Consider the following 17359-nt stretch of genomic DNA (forward strand, 5'->3'; position numbering starts at 1 on the left):
GAAAGCCGAAGGCGGTGCTCAGCCCCATCGCGCCGGGCCGGCCGGGTCAGACGATGATCCGCTCCGGCGCCGTGTAGACGTTCATGCTCTGGCCCCGCAGGAATCCGACCAGAGTCAGCCCCGCCTCGTCGGCCAGCTCGGCGGCCAGCGTGCTCGGCGCCGACACGGCCGCGAGCAGCGGGATCCCGGCCATCCAGGCCTTCTGGGTGAGCTCGAAGCTGGCCCGCCCCGACACGAGCAGCACGTGCCCGGTCAACGGCAGCCGCCCCTCGCGCAGCGCCCACCCGATCACCTTGTCGACGGCGTTGTGCCGTCCCACGTCCTCGCGCAGCACCAGCAGCTCGCCCTCGGCGGTGAAGAGCCCGGCCGCGTGCAGGCCGCCCGTGCGGTCGAAGGTGCGCTGGGCCGCCCGCAGCCGGTCGGGCAGCTCGACCAGCGTGCGCGCGGGAATGCGGAGCGGGTCGCCGGCGACGTCGAACTGCGAGCGCGTGCGCACGGCGTCGATGCTGGCCTTGCCGCACACCCCGCACGAGCTGGTGGTGTAGAAGTTGCGGCTCGGGTCGGTGTCCGGCGCCGGCACCGAGGCCCCGAGCACGATGTCGACCACGTTGTAGGTGTTGGGCGTGTCGGTGCCCGCGCACAACTGCGCGGTCACCACGTCGTCGGCGTCGCGGATGATGCCCTCGGTGAGCAGGAAGCCCATGGCCAGGTCGATGTCCTGCCCCGGGGTGCGCATGGTGACCGCGAGCGGCGCCTTGCGGACGCGGATCTCGAGCGGTTCCTCGGCGGCGAGGTCGTCGGGGCGGCGGCGCGGGTCACCGGTCGTCTCCAGGTTGATTTTCACGACCGGCCGCCGGGTCATCGTCCTCGCCATGTGTCGAGCGTAGGCCGTTCGGCGCGGTCCGGCCCGGGTCGCGTGGGGTGCGGCGATACCCGGGGGACACAGAGTGATCAACGACTGGTAACTGAGCGCGCGGTCACGCTCGACACGTGGTCGGGATACGGTACGTACGTGGGGGGATATGCGGCGGTGGTGCTGGCCGGCGGAGCTGCGCGGCGGATGGGTGGTGCGGACAAGCCGACCCTGACCGTGGCCGGGCAGTCCATGCTGACCCGGGTGCTGGCCGCGGTGCACGACGCCGACCCTCGGATCGTGGTCGGCCGGGTGCCGCCCGATCTGCCCGTGCAGGTGCACTCCACCAGGGAGGATCCGCCCGGCAGCGGCCCGGTGGCGGCGACCGCGGCCGGGCTGGCGCTGGTGCCCGAGGACGTCTCGTACACGGCATTGCTCGCGGCCGACCTGCCGCTGCTCACCGGCGAGGCCATCGACGTGCTGCGCCTGACCGCCGAGTCGGCGCCGATGCAGGGTGCGGTCTACCGTGACGCCGAGGGCCGGCGGCAGATGCTGTGCGGCGTGTGGCGTACGGCCGCCCTGCGCGAGGCGCTCGACCGCGTGATCGAAGACAGGGGCCGCCTCGACGGCGCCTCGGTCCGCGAGCTCATGAACCACCTGCGGGTGGCCGAGGTCTCGTGGCGGCGGCCGGGCCCGCCCCCGTGGTTCGACTGCGACACCGACGACGACCTGCGCACCGCCGAAGAGTGGGCTCGATGACCGACCTCCAGGCCTGGCTCGCGGCGGCCGGCCCGGCGGTCGGTGTCGATCCGGCCGAGATCCCGTCCGGCCTGGTGCTCGACCTGGCCCGTGACGTCGCCCACGGCGTGGTGCGGCCCGGCGCTCCGGTCACCGCCTACTTGCTCGGACTGGCCGTGGGCCGGGGCGCCGACCCGTCCGTGGCCGCGGCCCGGCTGAGCGAACTGGCCCTGTCCTGGCCGGCGGAACCGCCCATCCCCTGAGAGAGGGGCGAGGGGGCGGACGCCGCTCGATAGGGTGGGCGGAGCGGAGGTGACGATCATGACGGCACAGAGCGCCGAGGGCAGCGATTCCACCGAGGGCGTGCTCCTCGACGAGCCGACCACGGCCGACCTGCGGGCAAAGGTCGGTGAGGCGTGGCGGGAGTTCGCGCGGGCCCTGGCCGGCCTGCTGCCGACCCTGGCCCCGGGCGCGCACGTCGACCTGACTCTCGACCCGACGGCGTCGGGCACCGGCATCGCCGTGTACTCGGTGAGCATCCGGGTGCTCGAGGGCGGCGTCGTCGAGGCGCTCGCGATCGGCAACGCGGGTCTGCCCGAGGGCTACCGGATGGACCGCGGGTCGATCGCCGACCTGGTCGCGCTGGGCTGGTCGCCGCCGGGCGTGCTGCCCGGCTCGGGCGACTCGTTCGGTCTGAGCTCCACTCAGGACAGCTCGAACCGCCTGGCCACCGTGGTCGCCCGCACGTTGCGCGACGTCTACGGCGCGCCCCACCCGGCCTTCCTGGTCTACCTGGTGCACGACGAGAACGACGAGCCCATCGACACCGTGCCGCTGGCCACCGCCCGCCACGAGCCGAGCATCGACGACGAGCTGAGTCTCGACGACCTCGCTGAGGACGGCGTGCTCGCGGCTGCGCTGGCCGACGCGGCCGACGAGGTCGTCCCGCTCGACGAGCGGGTCCGCACGGTGGTCGCCACCATGTCCAAGACCACGGTCGACCAGCTGCAGGTGGATGCCGACGGCGACATCGGCATCCGGGCCGGGTCGGCCATGGTCTTCGTGCGGGTGCGCGACAACCCGCCCCTGGTCGACGTGTTCTCGCCGATCCTGACCGAGGTCGAGCCGACCGAGACGCTCTATGTGAAGCTGTCCGAGCTGACCAACCGCATGCCGATCGGCCGGCTCTACGCCGCGCAAGACACAGTGTGGGCGTCGATCCCGGTCTTCGGCCGCAACTTCCAGGCCACCCACCTCATGCTGGCCGTGCAGGTGATGACCGGGCTGGCCGACGAGCTCGACGACCGGCTGCACGGCGAGTTCGGCGGCAAGCGGTTCTTCGGCGAGGGCGACAAGCCGGCCCCGGCCAAAGAGCCGGTCGACGACCACCGCACCGGCATGTACCTGTAGCAAAGGCGGGGCCGGCCCAGCCGGGCCGCGGGGCTGAGTGCGGACCGGCCGGGCCGACCCCAGTCTCAGGTCAGGCCGACCCAGGCGACCTGGTCCAGGGTGGACAGGTTCGAGGCGAGCACGCCGCGGTCGGTGACCGACCACAGCACGCCGCCGACCACCAGCGCCCGGCGCATCGGGCCTGTGTTCTCGGCCGTGGGGGCGAGCCGGGTGGTCTGTTCGATCCGGTCACCGGTCACCCGCAGGGCCAGCGCGCCGTCGGCCCGGGCGTCGGCCACGGGCAGCACCATCAGGCCATTGTCGGGCCACCAGAGGATCGCGTGCGGGTCCGACTCGGCCTCCGAGTAACCGCCCGGCACCAGGTGCTGGTCGAGGCGCCGGGGGTCGGCCGGGTCGGTGACGTCGAACAGCGACACCTGCGTACCGGTCGGCCGGCCCTGGGTCGTCGCCTCCTGCCCGATGCCGATCAGCCGGTTCTCGCCCACCGGCTGCAGGTGGGCCGAGTAGCCGGTGATCTTCAGTTCGCCCGTGACCCGGGGCCTCTCGGGCACGGCCAGGTCGAGGCTGTACAGCGGGTCGGTCTGGCGGAAGGTCACGACGTAACCGCGGGGCCCGATGAAGCGGACGGAGTAGATGCGCTCACCCTTGCCGAGCCCTTCGGCCGCGCCGACCTCGACCAGCTTGCCGTCCTTCTCGCGCAGCACCCGCACCGCGGACGCGTCGTCGGTCCAGCTCGTGGTGGCCACCCGCAGGTGACCGTCGTACTCGGACATCGAGTACTGATTGAGCAGCCGCCCCGGCACCCGGCCCGACGCCACGTAGGCGGGCTGCCCGACGGGCGGCAGGCTGAACCGGTAGATGTCGGTGCCCTCCGGCGGGGCCCCGCGGCCGGTGGCGTTCATCCGCCACATCTGGTTGTTGGCGATGTAAAGGCTGCCGGCACTGCCATAGACAGCGTCCCCGTCCGCGACGACCGCGACCGGGTCGCCGTCGCCCAGGGCGGTCGCGTTGAGGTCGAACGAGAGCACCCGCAGCATCGACAGGCCCGAGAACGACTCCGGCCGGCTGACCGCCGAGCAGTCGAGCCGCCCGCGGGCCGTCGCCCCGCCGGTGGTGATCTGCCAGGTCGGCAGCCACGCCTCCATCGGCGCCCGCTCGATGTTGCCGCGGTCGTCCTGCATGACGTTCTCGGGCTCGGGATCGCCGCGGTACGGGAACTGGAAGTCGGGGCTGCTGCTGATCACGACGCGGGCCACGCTGCCGTGCTGTCGCGCGTCGACCAGGCGGCCGTCGCCGCGGTAGCGGCTGAGCAGCCGGGGCGTGTCGCCGGCCAGGTCGACGAGCAGCACCTCGGAGCGGCCGTTGCCGGGGCGCATGATCCGGGAATCGTCGCGCAGCGGATGATGTCTACCCCCGTCAGCCAGCACGAGCGCGTGGTCCCCGGACAGCAGCAGCTGGGGCTCGCCGAAGGCTTCGAGTTTCAGGTCGAGCTTGCCCGTCTGCTTGCGGGCCACCGTGTCGACCACACGCAGCACGCCGCCCGAGACGGTGACGATCCGCCGACCGTCGTTCTTCACTATGTCGGGTTCGTCGACCCCCACCTCGTGCACGTTGGTGCCGGAGGACTCGGACTTGGCGGCCTTGGGCGTCGAGGCCATGTCGCCGCGACCCACGGCGCGGGCGTTCTCGGGTATCGGCGGCGGCGCGACGTAACTCTTCTCGGCCGCCGTCCGCAGTTCCTTCTCGAGCTGGGCGCAGGAGTCGAAGGCGACGAGCTTCAGGGCCGGCGCGGACCCCGGCCGGGGCGGTTCGGCCGATGGGCCGGACGCGGTGCAGGCGGCCAGCGGCAGAACCGCCAGCGCGGAGAAGAGCCAGGATCGACGCGACATGTCCGGTTGGACGCGCCCGTCGGCGACCGGGTTCCCGGCCTATTCCAGGGCCGGCACGGGCGTGGGCGTCTCGACCAGCCGGGACAGAACGATCATGCTGCGGGTGGAGGTGACGAACGGCTCGGCCCGCAGGCGTTCCAGCACCTGCTCGAGGTGACCGATGTCGGCCGCCCGCAGGTGCACGAGGGCGTCGGCCTCACCCGAGACCGTGTACGCCCCCACCACCTCGGGATGGCGCCGGGTGGCCACGGTGATCTGGGCCGGGGTGGTGCGCCCGGTGCAGAACAGCTCGACGAACGCCTCGGTCGTCCAGCCCACGGCGGACGGCTCGACCACTGTCGTGAAGCCCTTGATCACCCCGCTCGATCGAAGCCGGTCGACCCGTCGCTTGACCGCCGGAGCGGACAGCGAGACCCTCGCCCCGATCTCGGCGTACGACGAACGTGCGTCGGCCACCAGCAACGCAACGATTCGCTGATCCACGGCGTCCAGTTGCAACGATTCGCCCCCAACAGACAAGATTTCTAGCTGTTTCGTGCATCGCAGCCTACCTACGCTCTAGCTCATGAACCACACGGAGCGCCAGCCGCGGAACCGGACATACCTCATGTGTCCGCCGCAGCACTTCACGGTCGAGTACGCGATCAACCCGTGGATGGACACGACCCTCCCGGTCGACGCCGCCCTGGCCCTCAAGCAGTGGGAGGTGCTGCGCGACACGCTGGGCGATCTCGGCCACCGCGTGCACGTGCTCGACGCCCGGCCCGGCCTGCCCGACATGGTCTATGCGGCCAACGGCGCCTTCTCGGTCGACGGCATCGTCTACGGCGCCCGTTTCCTGTACCCGCAGCGCGGGGCCGAGGCCGACGCCCACCGCGAGTTCTACACCACCCCGGGCTGGACCTTCGCCGGTCCGCAGCACGTCAACGAGGGCGAGGGCGACTTCGCCTACCTGCCCGGGGCGTACGGCGGTGTGGTCCTGGCCGGCTTCGGTTTCCGTACTGACCCGGCTGCCCACGCCGAGGCGCAAGAGGTGCTCGGCCGCCCGGTCGTCTCGCTGCGCCTGGTCGACCCGGCGTTCTACCACCTCGACACGGCCCTGGCCGCCCTCGACGACCGGCACGTCACGTACTACCCCGATGCCTTCTCGCCGGCCTCCCAGCGCGTGCTGGCCCAGCTCTTCCCGGACGCGGTGCTGGCCGACCGGGCCGACGCCGAGGCGTTCGGCCTCAACCTGGTCAGCGACGGGCGCCACGTCGTCCTCAACACCGAGGCCACGGCGATGGGCGACAAGGTGCGCGCGGCCGGCTACCAGCCCGTGCACGTCGACCTGTCCGAGCTCAAGCGCGGCGGCGGCAGTGTGAAGTGCGTCGTAGCTGAGCTGAGGCAGTGACCTCGGACACTGCCAAACAAGGCATGGGTGCTGGCGGATGAGTGGAGGCCGTGCGAGAAGATGGTTCGCATGACCGACGAACAACGCAGCGTCAAGCAGGACGACGGTTCCGTCATCGTGGTCGGCCCCGACGGGCGTCCGCTGGGAACCATGGACGCCGACGGGACGGTCAACCCGGAGGAGCCCGGCAACCTGATCGAGCAGCCGGCCAAGGTCATGCGGATCGGCAGCATGATCAAGCAGCTGCTCGAAGAGGTCCGTGCGGCCCCGCTCGACGAGGCCAGCCGGGGCCGGCTCCGTGAGATCCACCAGCGCTCGATCACCGAGCTCGAAGACGGCCTGGCCCCCGAGCTGCGCGAGGAGCTCGAGCGCCTGTCCCTGCCGTTCGAGGGCGAGACTCCGCCCAGCGAGCCCGAGCTGCGCATCGCGCAGGCCCAGCTGGTCGGCTGGCTCGAGGGTCTCTTCCACGGCATCCAGGCCGCGCTGGTCGCCCAGCAGATGGCGGCCCGCCTCCAGCTCGAGCAGATGCGCGGTGCTCAAGGCGGTCGCCCGGCCCTGCCCATGGGTGCGATGCCCGGCATGCCCGGCCCGCGCGACGGCGGCGCCGAGGGCGGCCGCACGGGGCAATACCTCTAGAGCTGGTAGAGCTCCGCGAGATAGTTGGCCACCCCGTCCTCGTCGTTGCTGAGGCCGACCTCGTCGGCCACGGCCTTGAGGGCGGGGTGCGCGTTCGCCATCGCCACCCCGTGCCCGGCCCAGCTCAGCATGGGGATGTCGTTCGGCATGTCACCGAAGGCGATCACCCCCGACTTGTCGATGCCGTGGCGCTCGCAGTGCCAGGCCAGACCGGCCGCCTTGGTCACGCCGGCCGCGCTGATCTCGACCAGGGCGCTCGACGACGAGTGGGTGGCCGTGGCGATGTCGCCCAGGGTGCGACTGACCAGCTCGAAGAAGTCATCGGGCCCGTGGTGGGCCGAGCGTGCGAGCAGCTTGACGGCGGGGGCCGAGGTCAGCTCCTCGGGGGTGGCGAGAACTCGTACCGACGTGCCGTCGCCCTCCCAGCGCACGGGCCAGGCCTCCTCGTACCAGAAGGCCCGTCCGTCCTCGACCTCGACCGCCAGCGCGACGTCGGGCACCGCCTCGCGCAGCCGCTTGGCCACGTCGAGCAGCAGCTCGACCGGGAGCGGATCGGCCCGCAGCACCTCGTCGCGGTCGGCGTCGTAGATCACCGCGCCGTTGGCGCAGATCGCCGGGACCGGCGCGGCCATCTGGTCGAAGAGCTGCCGGAGCCAGCGCACCGGGCGGCCGGTGACGACGACGAAGGGAACGGGGAGCGCGTCGAGCACCTCGATCGTGCGGGGGCTGAGCGTGCCGTCGGTGCGGATGAGCGTGCCGTCGATATCGCTGGCGACGAGCTGAAAGGGCGAGGACATCACCTCGACAGTAGCCGGTCGAGATAGATCGCCACGCCGTCCTCGTCGTTGGTCAGCGTGACCTCGTCGGCTACCGCCCGCAGCTCGGCGTGCGCGTTGCCCACGGCCACCCGGCCCCACCCGGCCCAGGCGAACATGGGCAGGTCATTGGGCATGTCGCCGAAGACCAGGACGTCGGCCGGGTCGACCCCGACGGCTTGGGCGACCACGCCCAGGCCGGTCCCTTTGTCCACGTTCGCCGGGCAGATCTCGACGTAGTCGAGGCCGGCCTGGGTGACGGATGCCACCTCGGGCGGGACGATCCGGCGGGCCACTGCCAGCAGTTCGTCGACGTCGTAGGCGAACGAGCGCGCAAAGGCCTTGATCACGTCGGTGGTGCAGCACTCGGCGCGGCTCCGGCGCTCCAGGACAACCGGGTAGCGCCAGGTCGGGTCATAGTCGCCCCAGAGCGGCGAGTCGTCGTGCTCGAGCGCCTCGACCATGACCGACAGCTCGCCCACCTCGGCCTCGAGCTCGGTCAGTACGCGCTCGAGCGTGGAGCCGGGCAGCCGCGACTGCAGCAGGTACGTGGAGTCGGCCTGGTCGAGCACCCAGCCGCCCTGGGCCATGACCAGGAAGTCGGCGTCACGGATGTCGTTGCGGGTGAGGGTGGTGAGCCGCGGGCCGCGACCGGTGGCGCCGACGACGCGGATGCCGGCCGCACGGACCCGGCCGAGCACCTCGTGGGTGTAGTCGGACACCGTGTCGTCGCTGCGGACGAGGGTGCCGTCGAGATCGGTGGCGATCAGCTTGGGGAGGCCAGGCTTGACCATCGTTACCTCCGAGGGTTTGCAAACCCCCGCGGAGGGCGGAAGGAGAACGGTACACCTGCGCGGCTACCAGCGGCTATGACTTCTGGTAGCCGCGCGGTGTATTGATAGTTAGCGCGCGGGCTCCAAGATGTCGCGCCCGCCAACGTACGGTTGCAGCGCCTTCGGAACCCGGACAGAACCGTCCGGCTGCTGGTGGTTCTCGAGGATCGGAATCAGCCAGCGGGTGGTCGCGAGCGTGCCGTTCAGCGTGGCCGCGGTCTGCGGCTTGCCGTCGGCGTCGCGATAGCGGATGTTGAGCCGCCGCGCCTGGAACGTGGTGCAGTTCGACGTCGAGGTGACCTCGCGGTAGCGGCCCTGCGACGGCACCCAGGCCTCGCAGTCGAACTTGCGGGCCGCGCTGGAACCGAGGTCGCCGCCGGCCACGTCGATCACCCGGTACGGGATCTCGACCTTGGCCAGCATCTCCTCCTCCATCGCGAGCAGGCGCAGGTGCTCGTCGGCCGCCTCTTCCGGCTTGCAGAAGGCGAACATCTCGACCTTGTCGAACTGGTGCACACGCAGGATCCCGCGCACGTCCTTGCCGTACGACCCGGCCTCGCGCCGGTAGCAGGACGACCAGCCGGCGAAGCGTTCCGGCCCGCCCTCGAGGTCGAGGATCTCGTTCGAGTGGTACGCCGCCAGGGCGACCTCGGACGTGCCGACCAGGTAGAGGTCGTCGGCCTCGAGCCGGTAGACCTCGCCGGCGTGGGCGCCGAGGAACCCGGTGCCCTCCATCGACTCGGGCTTGACCAGCGACGGGGTGATCGACGGGATGAACCCGTGCTCGACCGCCTGGGCGATCGCCATCTGGAGCAGGCCCAGCTGCAGCAGCGCGCCGACGCCGGTGAGGAAGTAGAACCGCGAGCCCGACACCTTGGCCCCGCGCTCGGTGTCGATCGCCCGCAGCGCCTCACCGATCTCGAGGTGGTCCTTCGGGTTCTCGATGGCCGGAATGTCGCCGACCTCGCGCAGCACGACGAAGTCGTCCTCGCCGCCGGGCGGAACACCGTCCTGCACCAGGTTGGGCACGGCGAGGTGGGCCTGGCGCAGTGTCTCGTCGGCCTGCTTAGTCGTGGCCTCGGCCTCTTTGACCTCGGCGGCGAGCTCTTTGGTGCGGGCGAGCAGCGTGGGTCGCTCGTCGGCCGAGGCCTTGGGCACCTGCTTGCTCAGCGACTTCTGCTCGGCCCGCAGCGCCTCGAAGCGCTGGGTGGACGATCGACGGGCCTCGTCGGCGCGCAGCAGGTCGTCCACCACCTCGGTGGACTCGCCGCGCAGGCGCTGGCTGGCACGGATCCGGTCGGGGTCTTCGCGAAGCAGACGCAGGTCAATCACGATTGCCGAGCCTACCGACCGCACAGTCCGGTCAGCACCCCGATATCCCCCGATGGTCAGTTCGGGCGATCGCGGTCGTCGTTGAGCGACGTGAACGGTTGCGAGGGCGCGACGGTGAGATCGAGCGACTCGTCGCCGGAGCGGTCGGCCTCGGCGCTCGACGGCCGGCGCCACGACCAGACCGGATCCAGCTCGGGCTCGCCGATCGGCGCCGCCTCGGGCGAGGGGGCAGTGGTGGCGGCGGGCAGGTGCCGACCGGCCAGGTAGAGCGCGGCCATGATCAGCAGCACGCCGGCGAAGGCGCACCACAGCCCCCGGCCGTACGCCAGGGTGGTCTCGGACTCGTCGACGGCGATGCGATAGACCGGGTCGATCACGTAGCTCTGCGAGCCGACCGCGGTGGCCGTGGCGACGAGCAGGCCCAGGTGCGTGCCGGCCACGCTGAGACCGGCCAGCCGGGCGTAACGGCGGCCGGCGGGCGGGCCGAACAGGGTGAGCACCACGGCCGGAACCAGCAGGAACAGGCCCACCACGTAGCCGATGCCGAACGTGCCCAGGTCGTCGAGGCCGATGGGCAGAATCCGCTCGCCCCCCTCACCGCCCAGGGTGCCCGGGTCGAGCGTGGTGACCTGCCACTCGGACAGCAGCGAGACGAGCGCGGCCAGGGCGGCCAGGGCCGCCGTCAGCGGCACCGTGCGCCGGTCGGCCAGCAGGTCGCGGCCGAGCCCGGACGAGCTCCAGCGGGACCGGCGGGGCTCGTCGGACGAGCCGAACTCGACCACCGCCTCGGGCGGGGTCACGTCGATCTCGAGCGGCGTCGGCTGCTGCTGCGGCGCGGGCATGGGAACCATGGTGCCCTGTGCCAGGTCGCCCGGCCAGCAGTCGTCGCATGGACTAGCGTTCTGGTCATGCCTATTCGCACCGCAACCGCTCGCTGGCAGGGGAACCTCACCGAGGGTTCCGGCACCATCAAGACCGGCAAGGGCGGCATCCAGGGGAACTACTCGTTCAAGTCCCGCTTCGAAGAGGGCGAGGGGACGAACCCGGAGGAGCTGATCGGCGCCGCGCACGCCGGCTGCTACTCGATGGCCTTCTCGAAGGCGCTGTCCGACGCCGGCTTCACGCCGACCTCGGTCGACACCGTGGCCAAGGTCCACATGGACAAGACCGACGCCGGCTTCAGCGTGACCCGCATCGACCTCGAGACCCAGGGCGACGTCCCCGGGGTCGACGAGGGCACGTTCCAGAAGATCGCCGAGGACGCCAAGGCGAACTGCCCGATCTCGCGGCTGCTCTCCCCGGGTGCCGAGATCACCCTGAGCGCCAAGCTCGCCTGATCCGCTCCGCACCACGTGCCCCGGCCGCTCGCTGAGCGCCCGGGGCACAATGGCATCTGTGCCGGTCGAGATGAGTCGGGAACAATTCGAGGAACTGGTCGGCGAGGCCCTCGACGAGGTGCCCGCCGAACTCCTGAAGGTCATGGACAACGTGGTGATCGTCGTCGAGGACGACCCGCCGGACGGCGAGGATCTGCTCGGCCTGTACGAGGGCACGGCGCTGACCGAGCGCGGCTGGGACTACGCCGGCGTGCTGCCCGACCGGATCACCATCTATCGCAACCCCACGCTGCGCGTCTGCGACACCGAGACCGACGTCATCGACGAGGTCGCGATCACCGTGGTCCACGAGATCGCCCACCATTTCGGCATCGACGACGCCCGTCTGCACGAACTCGGCTGGGGCTGAGAAAAACCTGAAAGGCTGACAACGCGTTTGTAACGCACTCCTACCCTGAGGCCATGCGTAGCGAGCTCTTCAATGCCGACAACCTCGAGAAAGAGTCGGCCCAGCCCGGACTCCGGCTGCAAAATTCCAAGCTGCTCAAAGCCGAACTGAACGGCGAGTTCATGGCCCGCGTCGGCTCGATGGTCGCGTACCAGGGGCAGGTGCAGTTCGAGGCGCTCGGCTCGGGCGGCATCGGCAAGTTCCTCAAGCAGAAGCTCACCGGCGAGGGCGTTCCCCTGATGCGCGTACGCGGTCACGGCGACGTCTTCCTGGCCGAGAACGCGGCCGACATCCACCTCATCGACCTCGAGCAGGGCGACGCGCTCTCGATCAATGGGGCCAACGTGCTCGCGTTCGACTCGTCGCTCAACTACGACATCAAGATGGTGCAGGGTGCCGGCATGATGTCCAACGCCGGCCTGTTCAACTGCGTGTTCACCGGTCACGGCCGCATCGCGGTCACCACCAAGGGCACGCCGGTGGTGCTCAGCGTCGACCAGCCCACGTACGTCGACCCGCAGGCCGCGATCTGCTGGTCGGCCAACCTGCAGACCGGCTACCACCGCGCCGAGCAGCTGGGCCTGGGCACGCTGCTGGGCCGCACGACCGGCGAGCGGTTCACGATGAGCTTCGCGGGTCAGGGCTTCGTTGTCGTGCAGCCCTCCGAGGAGCCCCCGGGCGGTCGCATGGCCGGCACCGGCAGCGGCGGCCAGCAGCAGGAAGGCATCCTGGGCAACATCTTCGGCAATTAGTTAAGCCAGCTCGCCCGCTCGGATCTGGGCGAGCCAGGCGGCGGAGTCGGCGAAGTCGGTGTTCGAGAGGCCCCGGGGGGATGCCACCGGGGCCTCCGGCGTGAGCCGGTGGCGGGGGTAGCTGCCCAGGAAACGCACCTCGGCGCAGATGCGGCGCAGGCCCTGCAGGGCCTCGCCGAAGCGGGGCTCGGCCACGTGGCCGGTGCAGTCGAGCAGGAAAACGTACGTCCCCAGCTGCTCGCCGGTGGGCCGGGATTCGATGCGGGACAGGTTGATGCCGCGCACGGCCAGTTCGGTGAGCACCGACAGCAGCGCCCCGACCTGATCGTGCCGGATCCACAGGGCCAACGAGGTGACGTCGTCGCCGGTTGGTTCGGCCGGCGGCCCGGGCCGGGTGAGTAGCGCGAACCTGGTCACCGCGTCGGCGCGGTCGGCCACCTTGTCGGCCAGCACGGTCAACCCGTTGCGGGGCACTCCGATCGGCGCGCAGAGCGCCGCGTCGTGCTCGCCGCGGGCCGCGCTGATGGCCGCGGTCGCGTTCGAGAGCACGTCGACGACGACCGCGTCGGGCACGTTGGCCGAGAGCCAGCCGCGACACTGGGCCGAGGCCTGTGGGTGAGCAGCGATCGACCGGATCGCGGCGAGCGGCGTCAGCGTCCGGGCCGCCAGCACGAACTCGACGGGGATCACGACCTCACGCGTGATGATCAGCGGGCTGCCGGTGATCAGTTCGTCGAGGGTGACCGGCACCGCGCCGCCGACCGAGTTCTCGAGCGGGACCAGCGCCGCGTCGGCGTCACCGGCGCGGACGGCCTCGAGCGCCTCGGGCACGCTGCGCGCGGGCGTCCGCAGCCCGTGCTCGGCGGCGGGGATGGTGCGCAGGGCGGCCTCGGTGAAGGTGCCCTCCGGACCCAGATAGACGTAGCGCGTGGGCGGCGTTCCCGGCATGGGACGAGTCTAGGGCGTACCCGCTGGATCGCTAGAAGCCACAGGCCAGCACCCTTATCCCCGGTGGGGCCGAGGTCTGCACCCGATCGATGCAGACGTCCGAACCGGCCGCGACCAGGGCCAGCGTGGTGCCGGCGCCGGTGGCGACGACCATCAGGGGATCCAGTTCGTCGGCATCCGTGCCGGTCACCTCGACCGTGGCGAACGACCAGGAGCCCGAGCAGAACGGCCCCTCCAAGACCCGGAGCGGCTTGTCCGGTATGCCGGGCCGGCCGGTGATCAGGGCCAGGATCTGGGGGCGGGTCGGCTGAGCGGCGCACCGGGCGGCGTGCGAGGGCGTCGGGGTGGCCGGCGTAGTCGTGGTCGGCGGTGTGGTGGTGGGCACCGTGAAGGTCGGCGTCGGATAGGTCGGATAGGCGGGGGTGGGATAGGCCGGACCGGTCGGGTACGGGACGGTGCCGGTGGGCAGCCCCGGGGTGAGCGCGGTGGGCAGCGGGAGGTCGAGTGAGGGCCCCAGCGAGATCGGGGCCGCGCTCGGCGACACGTAGGGCGGGGAGGTCGGCAGGGCGCGCGGCGGCTCGCCACACGCGCTCAGCAGAGCCGCGGCAGCGACCGTCAGGACCAACACGGATGTGCGGGGGGACACGCGGACATGCTATGTCCCGCTGGTCCCGATGTGACCCTAGGAAGCGATGCGGTGCCCGGCGGCACGCAGAGTGTCGATCGCCTCGCTGAGCCGCACCGTGGGCACGAGCAGGTAATCGGTCGAATACGTCGAGAACGTGACGATGTTGACGCGGGCGTCGGCCAGTGGCCCGATCAGCGAGGCCAGCACGCCGGTCAGCGCGAGGTCGAGCGGCCCGACCACTCGCAGGCAGCGCCACGCGGTGTCGACGTCCGCCCCCGCGGGCACCCGGTCGACCGGGCAGATGATCGAGAGCTCGTCGGCGTCCCAGCTGAGCGAGATCACGCTCTTGTCGTCCGGACCCGCGCTGAGCGAAGCCGGGATCGGGGAACCGGCCGGGAGCCGGCACACCGCGTACTCCGCGGGCAGCAGGTCTAGATCGAGCATGAACGCAGACTACGGTTCGAGATCAGGGTTGCCCAATGCCCCGGGGGTGCGTCAAACGCCACAGCTCGGACATGGGCCCGAAACCTTCAGTAGCGAACGGCGGAGAAGAAGGTCATCGAGCCGGCCACCCGCTCGTTGTCGAACAGCGGGGTGGCGATCGCATCGACGGTCAGCGGGGTCTCGCCGGGCGCCGGGACGACCCGCAGCAGCCCGCGGGCCAGGCGCTCGCTGCGCAGGGCCAGCAGCGGCGGGATCTTGTCGGCGTCCGATTCCTCGAGCTCGCCGGCGCCGGCCGTGAAATCGATGAGGTGGAGCACCGAGCCGAGCGGCTTGCCCAGCACCTCGGGCGGCTTGCCCAGGCCCAGCAGGTCGCCGCACGAGACCGAGACGGCGACGATCGCGGTCGTGGTGTCGATGATGAGGCAGGGTTCCGAGGCCGAGGCCACCGTCGAGGTCCACCGGTCGAGGCTCGGAACGAACTCGGCCTCGGACGGTGTGCGCGCCTGCGGCACGAACGCGCCCGAGAGTGAGAGTTCGACGTGAGCCACCCGATCCTCCTCGCACCTGCGGATCGACGGCCACGCCGCGGCGACGCCCGGATCTCCCGAGCGGGCCGCGGCGGTGAAGCCGTCGACTACAACCGGAAGGAACGTTACCGGCGTGCTGTCCGCTTGTCAGCGGCCGTTTGTCCGTCGGCGTGCCAACGGTAGTCGCCGGCCGGCCGGTACGGAGCGTTTGCCCAGGTAGCGGGATGGTTGGCCACGGCCGAAAGCTTGCCCGCGGTGGCCGGCGAGATGCGAGCGCCCCCCGCGATCAGCAGCCTGTCAAGCTCTTTGTCGGTGGCGACCAGGACCTCTTTCGGGAGGCCGTGCACGCTGATCACGCCGTTGCCCACGAACGTGAGCACGGGCGTCACCGGCACACTCAGGCCGACGGCGGCGGAGAGCGCCTTGCTCGCGCGGCGGGCCTCACGACGGGCCTCGGCGACGTAATGCGGGCGCTTACCGTTGATCTGCACCACGTCACCGGCGATGAGCACCCGGGCGCGGCCATGATCGGCGACGGTCACCGCGTAGACGCCGCCCGGACCGATGGCCAGGAAGCCGGCGCGGTCGTCGGCGGGGTCGGGCTCGTAGTAGCCCAGCGCGTCGGTGCGCGGCCAGTCCACGATGTGCCAGTTGGGTCCGAGACGGTCGAGGCGGGTGAGCGCGCGTGCGCCGGCGGCTTCGAGACGACGGGCGTCCTTCTCGGCGCGGCGGCGGCGGGCCCACTCGGCGGGTGTCGTGGTGCGACCGGGCGCCTCGAGAGCGGCGGGGCTGCCCAGGCGACGGTCGATCCGTTGACTGTTCGGAGTGGCGGGTAGAGCAGGGCGTGCTGGGAAGACAGTCACTGCGACCTCCGGCAAAAGGTCCTTCGGGCTCTCTTTTCACTACCGTAAGTGCTCGACCCCCTACGGAAGCAAGACACGGTGGTGGAAGAAAGTGGAATGATTAGGGGATGAATGCCGCATTCACGCATCGCTACTTCTTGCGGATGGTGCATCTCGGCGCCTGATCCCCTGTTCGACAGTTTCCATGGACAAAGTTAGTCCGCGCGCCGCGCTCGTGCACACATGTCTCATGATCTAGGCAGAACGTCATCGGCCGATCGCGTTCAGTGCCCGGTGGGTGCCGCGAGATCGACGGGTGGGCTACGGTCGCTTCGTGGTGCACTACGTCGACAGTGAAGTCGGACAGCTGCGTACGGTGCTGCTGCACCGCCCCGGCGCCGAGCTGGCCCGCCTGACCCCTCGGAACAACGACAGCCTGCTCTTCGACGGTATCCCGTGGGTGAGCCGGGCCCAGGAAGAGCACGACGCCTTCGCGGCCGCCCTGCGCGAGCGGGGGGTCGAGGTGCTCTATCTGGGTCAGCTGCTGGCCGAGACGCTGGCCGTGGCCGACGCCCGCACCGAGCTGACCGAGACGGTGCTCGCCGACCGCCGGCTGGGCGACACCCTGCGCGAGAGCGTGCGCCGCTACCTGGCCGACCAGGACCCGAAGCGCCTGGCCGAGGTGCTGATGGCCGGGCTGGCCCACGAGGAGCTCAAGCCCGGGCCGGGCGGCCTGGTCTACGAGATGATGGACAGGCTCGACTTCGTGATCGACCCCCTGCCCAACCTGCTGTTCACCCGTGACTCCTCGGTGTGGGTGCGCGACCGGGTGGCGGTCACCAGCCTGGCCATGCCGGCCCGCAGTCGCGAGACCACGCTGACCCGGGCCATCTACCGGTACCACCCGCGTTTCGCCGGCTCCGAGCTGCTGTACGACCCCGAGCTGGAACGGCTCGAGGGCGGCGACGTGCTCGTGCTGGCGCCCGAGGTGCTGGCCATCGGGGTCGGCGAGCGCACCACCCCGGCCGGGGCCGAGCGGCTGGCCCGCCGGGTCTTCGCAGCCGGTCTGGCCCGCACGATCCTGGCCGTGCCGATCGCCCAGGAACGCGCCACCATGCACCTCGACACCGTGTGCACGATGGTCGACGTCGACGCGGTCGTGATGTATCCGAACATCGCTGACACCCTGCGGGCGTACACGGTGACCGCCGACGCCGATGGTGAGCCCCGCGCTTCGGCGCCGCGCCCGTTCCTCGAGGCCGCGGCCGAGGCGATGCGGATCGACCGGTTGCGGATCATCGACACCGGGCTCGACCCGGTCACGGCCGAGCGCGAGCAGTGGGACGACGGCAACAACACCCTGGCCATCGCGCCCCGGTTGTGTGTGGCCTACGAGCGCAACGTCGAGACCAACGCGCAGCTCGAGCGGGCCGGCATCGAGGTCGTCCGGATCAGCGGCAGTGAACTCGGCAGCGGCCGGGGCGGCCCGCGATGCATGAGCTGCCCGATCGAGCGAGCGCCCTGGAGCGCGTGA

21 protein-coding genes are annotated in these 17359 nt (G+C 71.1%); 9 read left to right on the forward strand and 12 right to left on the reverse strand.

What is annotated here, in order from left to right:
• Positions 1 to 46: 46 nt before the first annotated feature.
• Entirely contained in the window at positions 47 to 874 is an 828-nt protein-coding gene (gene fdhD / locus M1L60_RS32460) for a formate dehydrogenase accessory sulfurtransferase FdhD (RefSeq protein WP_253241369.1), read from the reverse strand.
• Between the two features lie 138 nt (positions 875 to 1012).
• Between fdhD and mobA the strand changes: the two genes are divergently transcribed.
• Genes mobA through M1L60_RS32475 form a run of 3 tightly spaced genes read left to right on the forward strand, consistent with a single transcriptional unit; the run spans position 1013 to position 3001 of the window.
• The gene (gene mobA / locus M1L60_RS32465) at positions 1013 to 1612 is read left to right on the forward strand and encodes a molybdenum cofactor guanylyltransferase (protein ID WP_253241370.1); all 600 of its coding nucleotides are present in this window, start codon (positions 1013 to 1015) and stop codon (positions 1610 to 1612) included.
• Positions 1609 to 1854: a DUF6457 domain-containing protein gene (locus M1L60_RS32470; RefSeq protein WP_253241371.1), complete on the forward strand. Its 246-nt coding sequence runs from the start codon at positions 1609 to 1611 to the stop codon at positions 1852 to 1854. The genes mobA and M1L60_RS32470 overlap by 4 nt, the downstream gene beginning before the upstream one ends.
• Positions 1855 to 1912: 58 nt before the next feature.
• Positions 1913 to 3001, forward strand: a complete 1089-nt coding sequence (locus tag M1L60_RS32475; RefSeq protein WP_253241372.1) for a T3SS (YopN, CesT) and YbjN peptide-binding chaperone 1 — start codon at positions 1913 to 1915, stop codon at positions 2999 to 3001.
• Between the two features lie 65 nt (positions 3002 to 3066).
• On the opposite strand, the gene M1L60_RS32480 is transcribed toward M1L60_RS32475, so the two are convergent.
• Both M1L60_RS32480 and M1L60_RS32485 read right to left on the reverse strand, forming a co-directional pair.
• On the reverse strand, positions 3067 to 4890 hold the full coding sequence (locus M1L60_RS32480; protein WP_253241373.1) for a beta-propeller domain-containing protein: 1824 nt from the start codon (positions 4888 to 4890) through the stop codon (positions 3067 to 3069).
• 39 nt (positions 4891 to 4929) lie between these two features.
• A complete protein-coding gene (locus tag M1L60_RS32485) occupies positions 4930 to 5388 on the reverse strand; it encodes an Lrp/AsnC family transcriptional regulator (RefSeq protein ID WP_253241374.1) in 459 nt (152 codons plus the stop codon).
• Between the two features lie 67 nt (positions 5389 to 5455).
• Between M1L60_RS32485 and ddaH the strand changes: the two genes are divergently transcribed.
• Complete coding sequence (gene ddaH, locus M1L60_RS32490; protein WP_253241375.1) at positions 5456 to 6283, forward strand: dimethylargininase; 828 nt, start codon at positions 5456 to 5458, stop codon at positions 6281 to 6283.
• 69 nt (positions 6284 to 6352) lie between these two features.
• Positions 6353 to 6919, forward strand: a complete 567-nt coding sequence (locus tag M1L60_RS32495; RefSeq protein WP_438862178.1) for a bacterial proteasome activator family protein — start codon at positions 6353 to 6355, stop codon at positions 6917 to 6919.
• Here M1L60_RS32495 and M1L60_RS32500 read toward each other — a convergent pair.
• The 4 genes from M1L60_RS32500 to M1L60_RS32515 all read right to left on the reverse strand — a co-directional run bounded on the left by M1L60_RS32500 (position 6916) and on the right by M1L60_RS32515 (position 10741).
• A complete protein-coding gene (locus tag M1L60_RS32500; RefSeq protein WP_253241377.1) occupies positions 6916 to 7716 on the reverse strand; it encodes an HAD family hydrolase in 801 nt (266 codons plus the stop codon). The genes M1L60_RS32495 and M1L60_RS32500 overlap by 4 nt on opposite strands.
• Positions 7716 to 8528 (reverse strand): HAD family hydrolase, encoded by an 813-nt coding sequence (locus tag M1L60_RS32505; RefSeq protein ID WP_253241378.1) that lies wholly within the window; start codon positions 8526 to 8528, stop codon positions 7716 to 7718. The genes M1L60_RS32500 and M1L60_RS32505 overlap by 1 nt, the downstream gene beginning before the upstream one ends.
• Positions 8529 to 8636: 108 nt before the next feature.
• A complete protein-coding gene (gene serS, locus M1L60_RS32510) occupies positions 8637 to 9899 on the reverse strand; it encodes a serine--tRNA ligase (protein WP_253241379.1) in 1263 nt (420 codons plus the stop codon).
• Between the two features lie 56 nt (positions 9900 to 9955).
• Positions 9956 to 10741: a hypothetical protein gene (locus M1L60_RS32515; RefSeq protein ID WP_253241380.1), complete on the reverse strand. Its 786-nt coding sequence runs from the start codon at positions 10739 to 10741 to the stop codon at positions 9956 to 9958.
• Between the two features lie 66 nt (positions 10742 to 10807).
• Between M1L60_RS32515 and M1L60_RS32520 the strand changes: the two genes are divergently transcribed.
• From M1L60_RS32520 to M1L60_RS32530, 3 genes are read left to right on the forward strand one after another with little or no spacing between them, the layout of a single operon-like run.
• Positions 10808 to 11236: an OsmC family protein gene (locus M1L60_RS32520; RefSeq protein ID WP_253241381.1), complete on the forward strand. Its 429-nt coding sequence runs from the start codon at positions 10808 to 10810 to the stop codon at positions 11234 to 11236.
• A 49-nt stretch (positions 11237 to 11285) separates the two neighbouring features.
• On the forward strand, positions 11286 to 11645 hold the full coding sequence (locus tag M1L60_RS32525; protein WP_253241382.1) for a metallopeptidase family protein: 360 nt from the start codon (positions 11286 to 11288) through the stop codon (positions 11643 to 11645).
• A gap of 53 nt (positions 11646 to 11698) precedes the next feature.
• Positions 11699 to 12436 (forward strand): AIM24 family protein, encoded by a 738-nt coding sequence (locus M1L60_RS32530; RefSeq protein ID WP_253241383.1) that lies wholly within the window; start codon positions 11699 to 11701, stop codon positions 12434 to 12436.
• Here the strand turns inward: M1L60_RS32530 and pheA are convergent, their stop codons facing one another.
• From pheA to M1L60_RS32555, 5 genes are all read right to left on the reverse strand, one after another.
• Positions 12437 to 13384, reverse strand: coding sequence for a prephenate dehydratase (gene pheA, locus M1L60_RS32535; protein WP_253241384.1), 948 nt, complete (start codon positions 13382 to 13384; stop codon positions 12437 to 12439).
• Positions 13385 to 13415: 31 nt separating this feature from the next.
• A complete protein-coding gene (locus tag M1L60_RS32540) occupies positions 13416 to 14030 on the reverse strand; it encodes a hypothetical protein (RefSeq protein ID WP_253241385.1) in 615 nt (204 codons plus the stop codon).
• Positions 14031 to 14066: 36 nt separating this feature from the next.
• On the reverse strand, positions 14067 to 14456 hold the full coding sequence (locus tag M1L60_RS32545; protein WP_253241386.1) for an ACT domain-containing protein: 390 nt from the start codon (positions 14454 to 14456) through the stop codon (positions 14067 to 14069).
• Positions 14457 to 14542: 86 nt separating this feature from the next.
• The gene (locus M1L60_RS32550) at positions 14543 to 15004 is read right to left on the reverse strand and encodes a PAS domain-containing protein (protein WP_253241387.1); all 462 of its coding nucleotides are present in this window, start codon (positions 15002 to 15004) and stop codon (positions 14543 to 14545) included.
• Positions 15005 to 15108: 104 nt separating this feature from the next.
• Positions 15109 to 15846 (reverse strand): hypothetical protein, encoded by a 738-nt coding sequence (locus M1L60_RS32555; protein WP_438862179.1) that lies wholly within the window; start codon positions 15844 to 15846, stop codon positions 15109 to 15111.
• Between the two features lie 313 nt (positions 15847 to 16159).
• On the opposite strand from M1L60_RS32555, the gene M1L60_RS32560 reads away from it, so the two are divergent.
• Positions 16160 to 17359, forward strand: a complete 1200-nt coding sequence (locus M1L60_RS32560; protein ID WP_253241388.1) for an arginine deiminase — start codon at positions 16160 to 16162, stop codon at positions 17357 to 17359.

Origin of the sequence: Paractinoplanes aksuensis (assembly GCF_024137025.1) — a bacterium.
Lineage (GTDB): Bacteria > Actinomycetota > Actinomycetes > Mycobacteriales > Micromonosporaceae > Actinoplanes > Actinoplanes aksuensis.

Coding starts and splice junctions, on each gene's coding strand:
- fdhD (WP_253241369.1), bottom strand. CDS start 874: ATGGCGAGGACGATGACCCGGCGGCCGGTCGTGAAAATCAACCTGGAG.
- M1L60_RS32470 (WP_253241371.1), top strand. CDS start 1,609: ATGACCGACCTCCAGGCCTGGCTCGCGGCGGCCGGCCCGGCGGTCGGT.
- M1L60_RS32475 (WP_253241372.1), top strand. CDS start 1,913: ATGACGGCACAGAGCGCCGAGGGCAGCGATTCCACCGAGGGCGTGCTC.
- M1L60_RS32480 (WP_253241373.1), bottom strand. CDS start 4,890: ATGTCGCGTCGATCCTGGCTCTTCTCCGCGCTGGCGGTTCTGCCGCTG.
- ddaH (WP_253241375.1), top strand. CDS start 5,456: ATGAACCACACGGAGCGCCAGCCGCGGAACCGGACATACCTCATGTGT.
- M1L60_RS32495 (WP_438862178.1), top strand. CDS start 6,353: ATGACCGACGAACAACGCAGCGTCAAGCAGGACGACGGTTCCGTCATC.
- M1L60_RS32500 (WP_253241377.1), bottom strand. CDS start 7,716: ATGTCCTCGCCCTTTCAGCTCGTCGCCAGCGATATCGACGGCACGCTC.
- M1L60_RS32505 (WP_253241378.1), bottom strand. CDS start 8,528: ATGGTCAAGCCTGGCCTCCCCAAGCTGATCGCCACCGATCTCGACGGC.
- M1L60_RS32515 (WP_253241380.1), bottom strand. CDS start 10,741: ATGCCCGCGCCGCAGCAGCAGCCGACGCCGCTCGAGATCGACGTGACC.
- M1L60_RS32520 (WP_253241381.1), top strand. CDS start 10,808: ATGCCTATTCGCACCGCAACCGCTCGCTGGCAGGGGAACCTCACCGAG.
- M1L60_RS32525 (WP_253241382.1), top strand. CDS start 11,286: ATGGCATCTGTGCCGGTCGAGATGAGTCGGGAACAATTCGAGGAACTG.
- M1L60_RS32530 (WP_253241383.1), top strand. CDS start 11,699: ATGCGTAGCGAGCTCTTCAATGCCGACAACCTCGAGAAAGAGTCGGCC.
- pheA (WP_253241384.1), bottom strand. CDS start 13,384: ATGCCGGGAACGCCGCCCACGCGCTACGTCTATCTGGGTCCGGAGGGC.
- M1L60_RS32545 (WP_253241386.1), bottom strand. CDS start 14,456: ATGCTCGATCTAGACCTGCTGCCCGCGGAGTACGCGGTGTGCCGGCTC.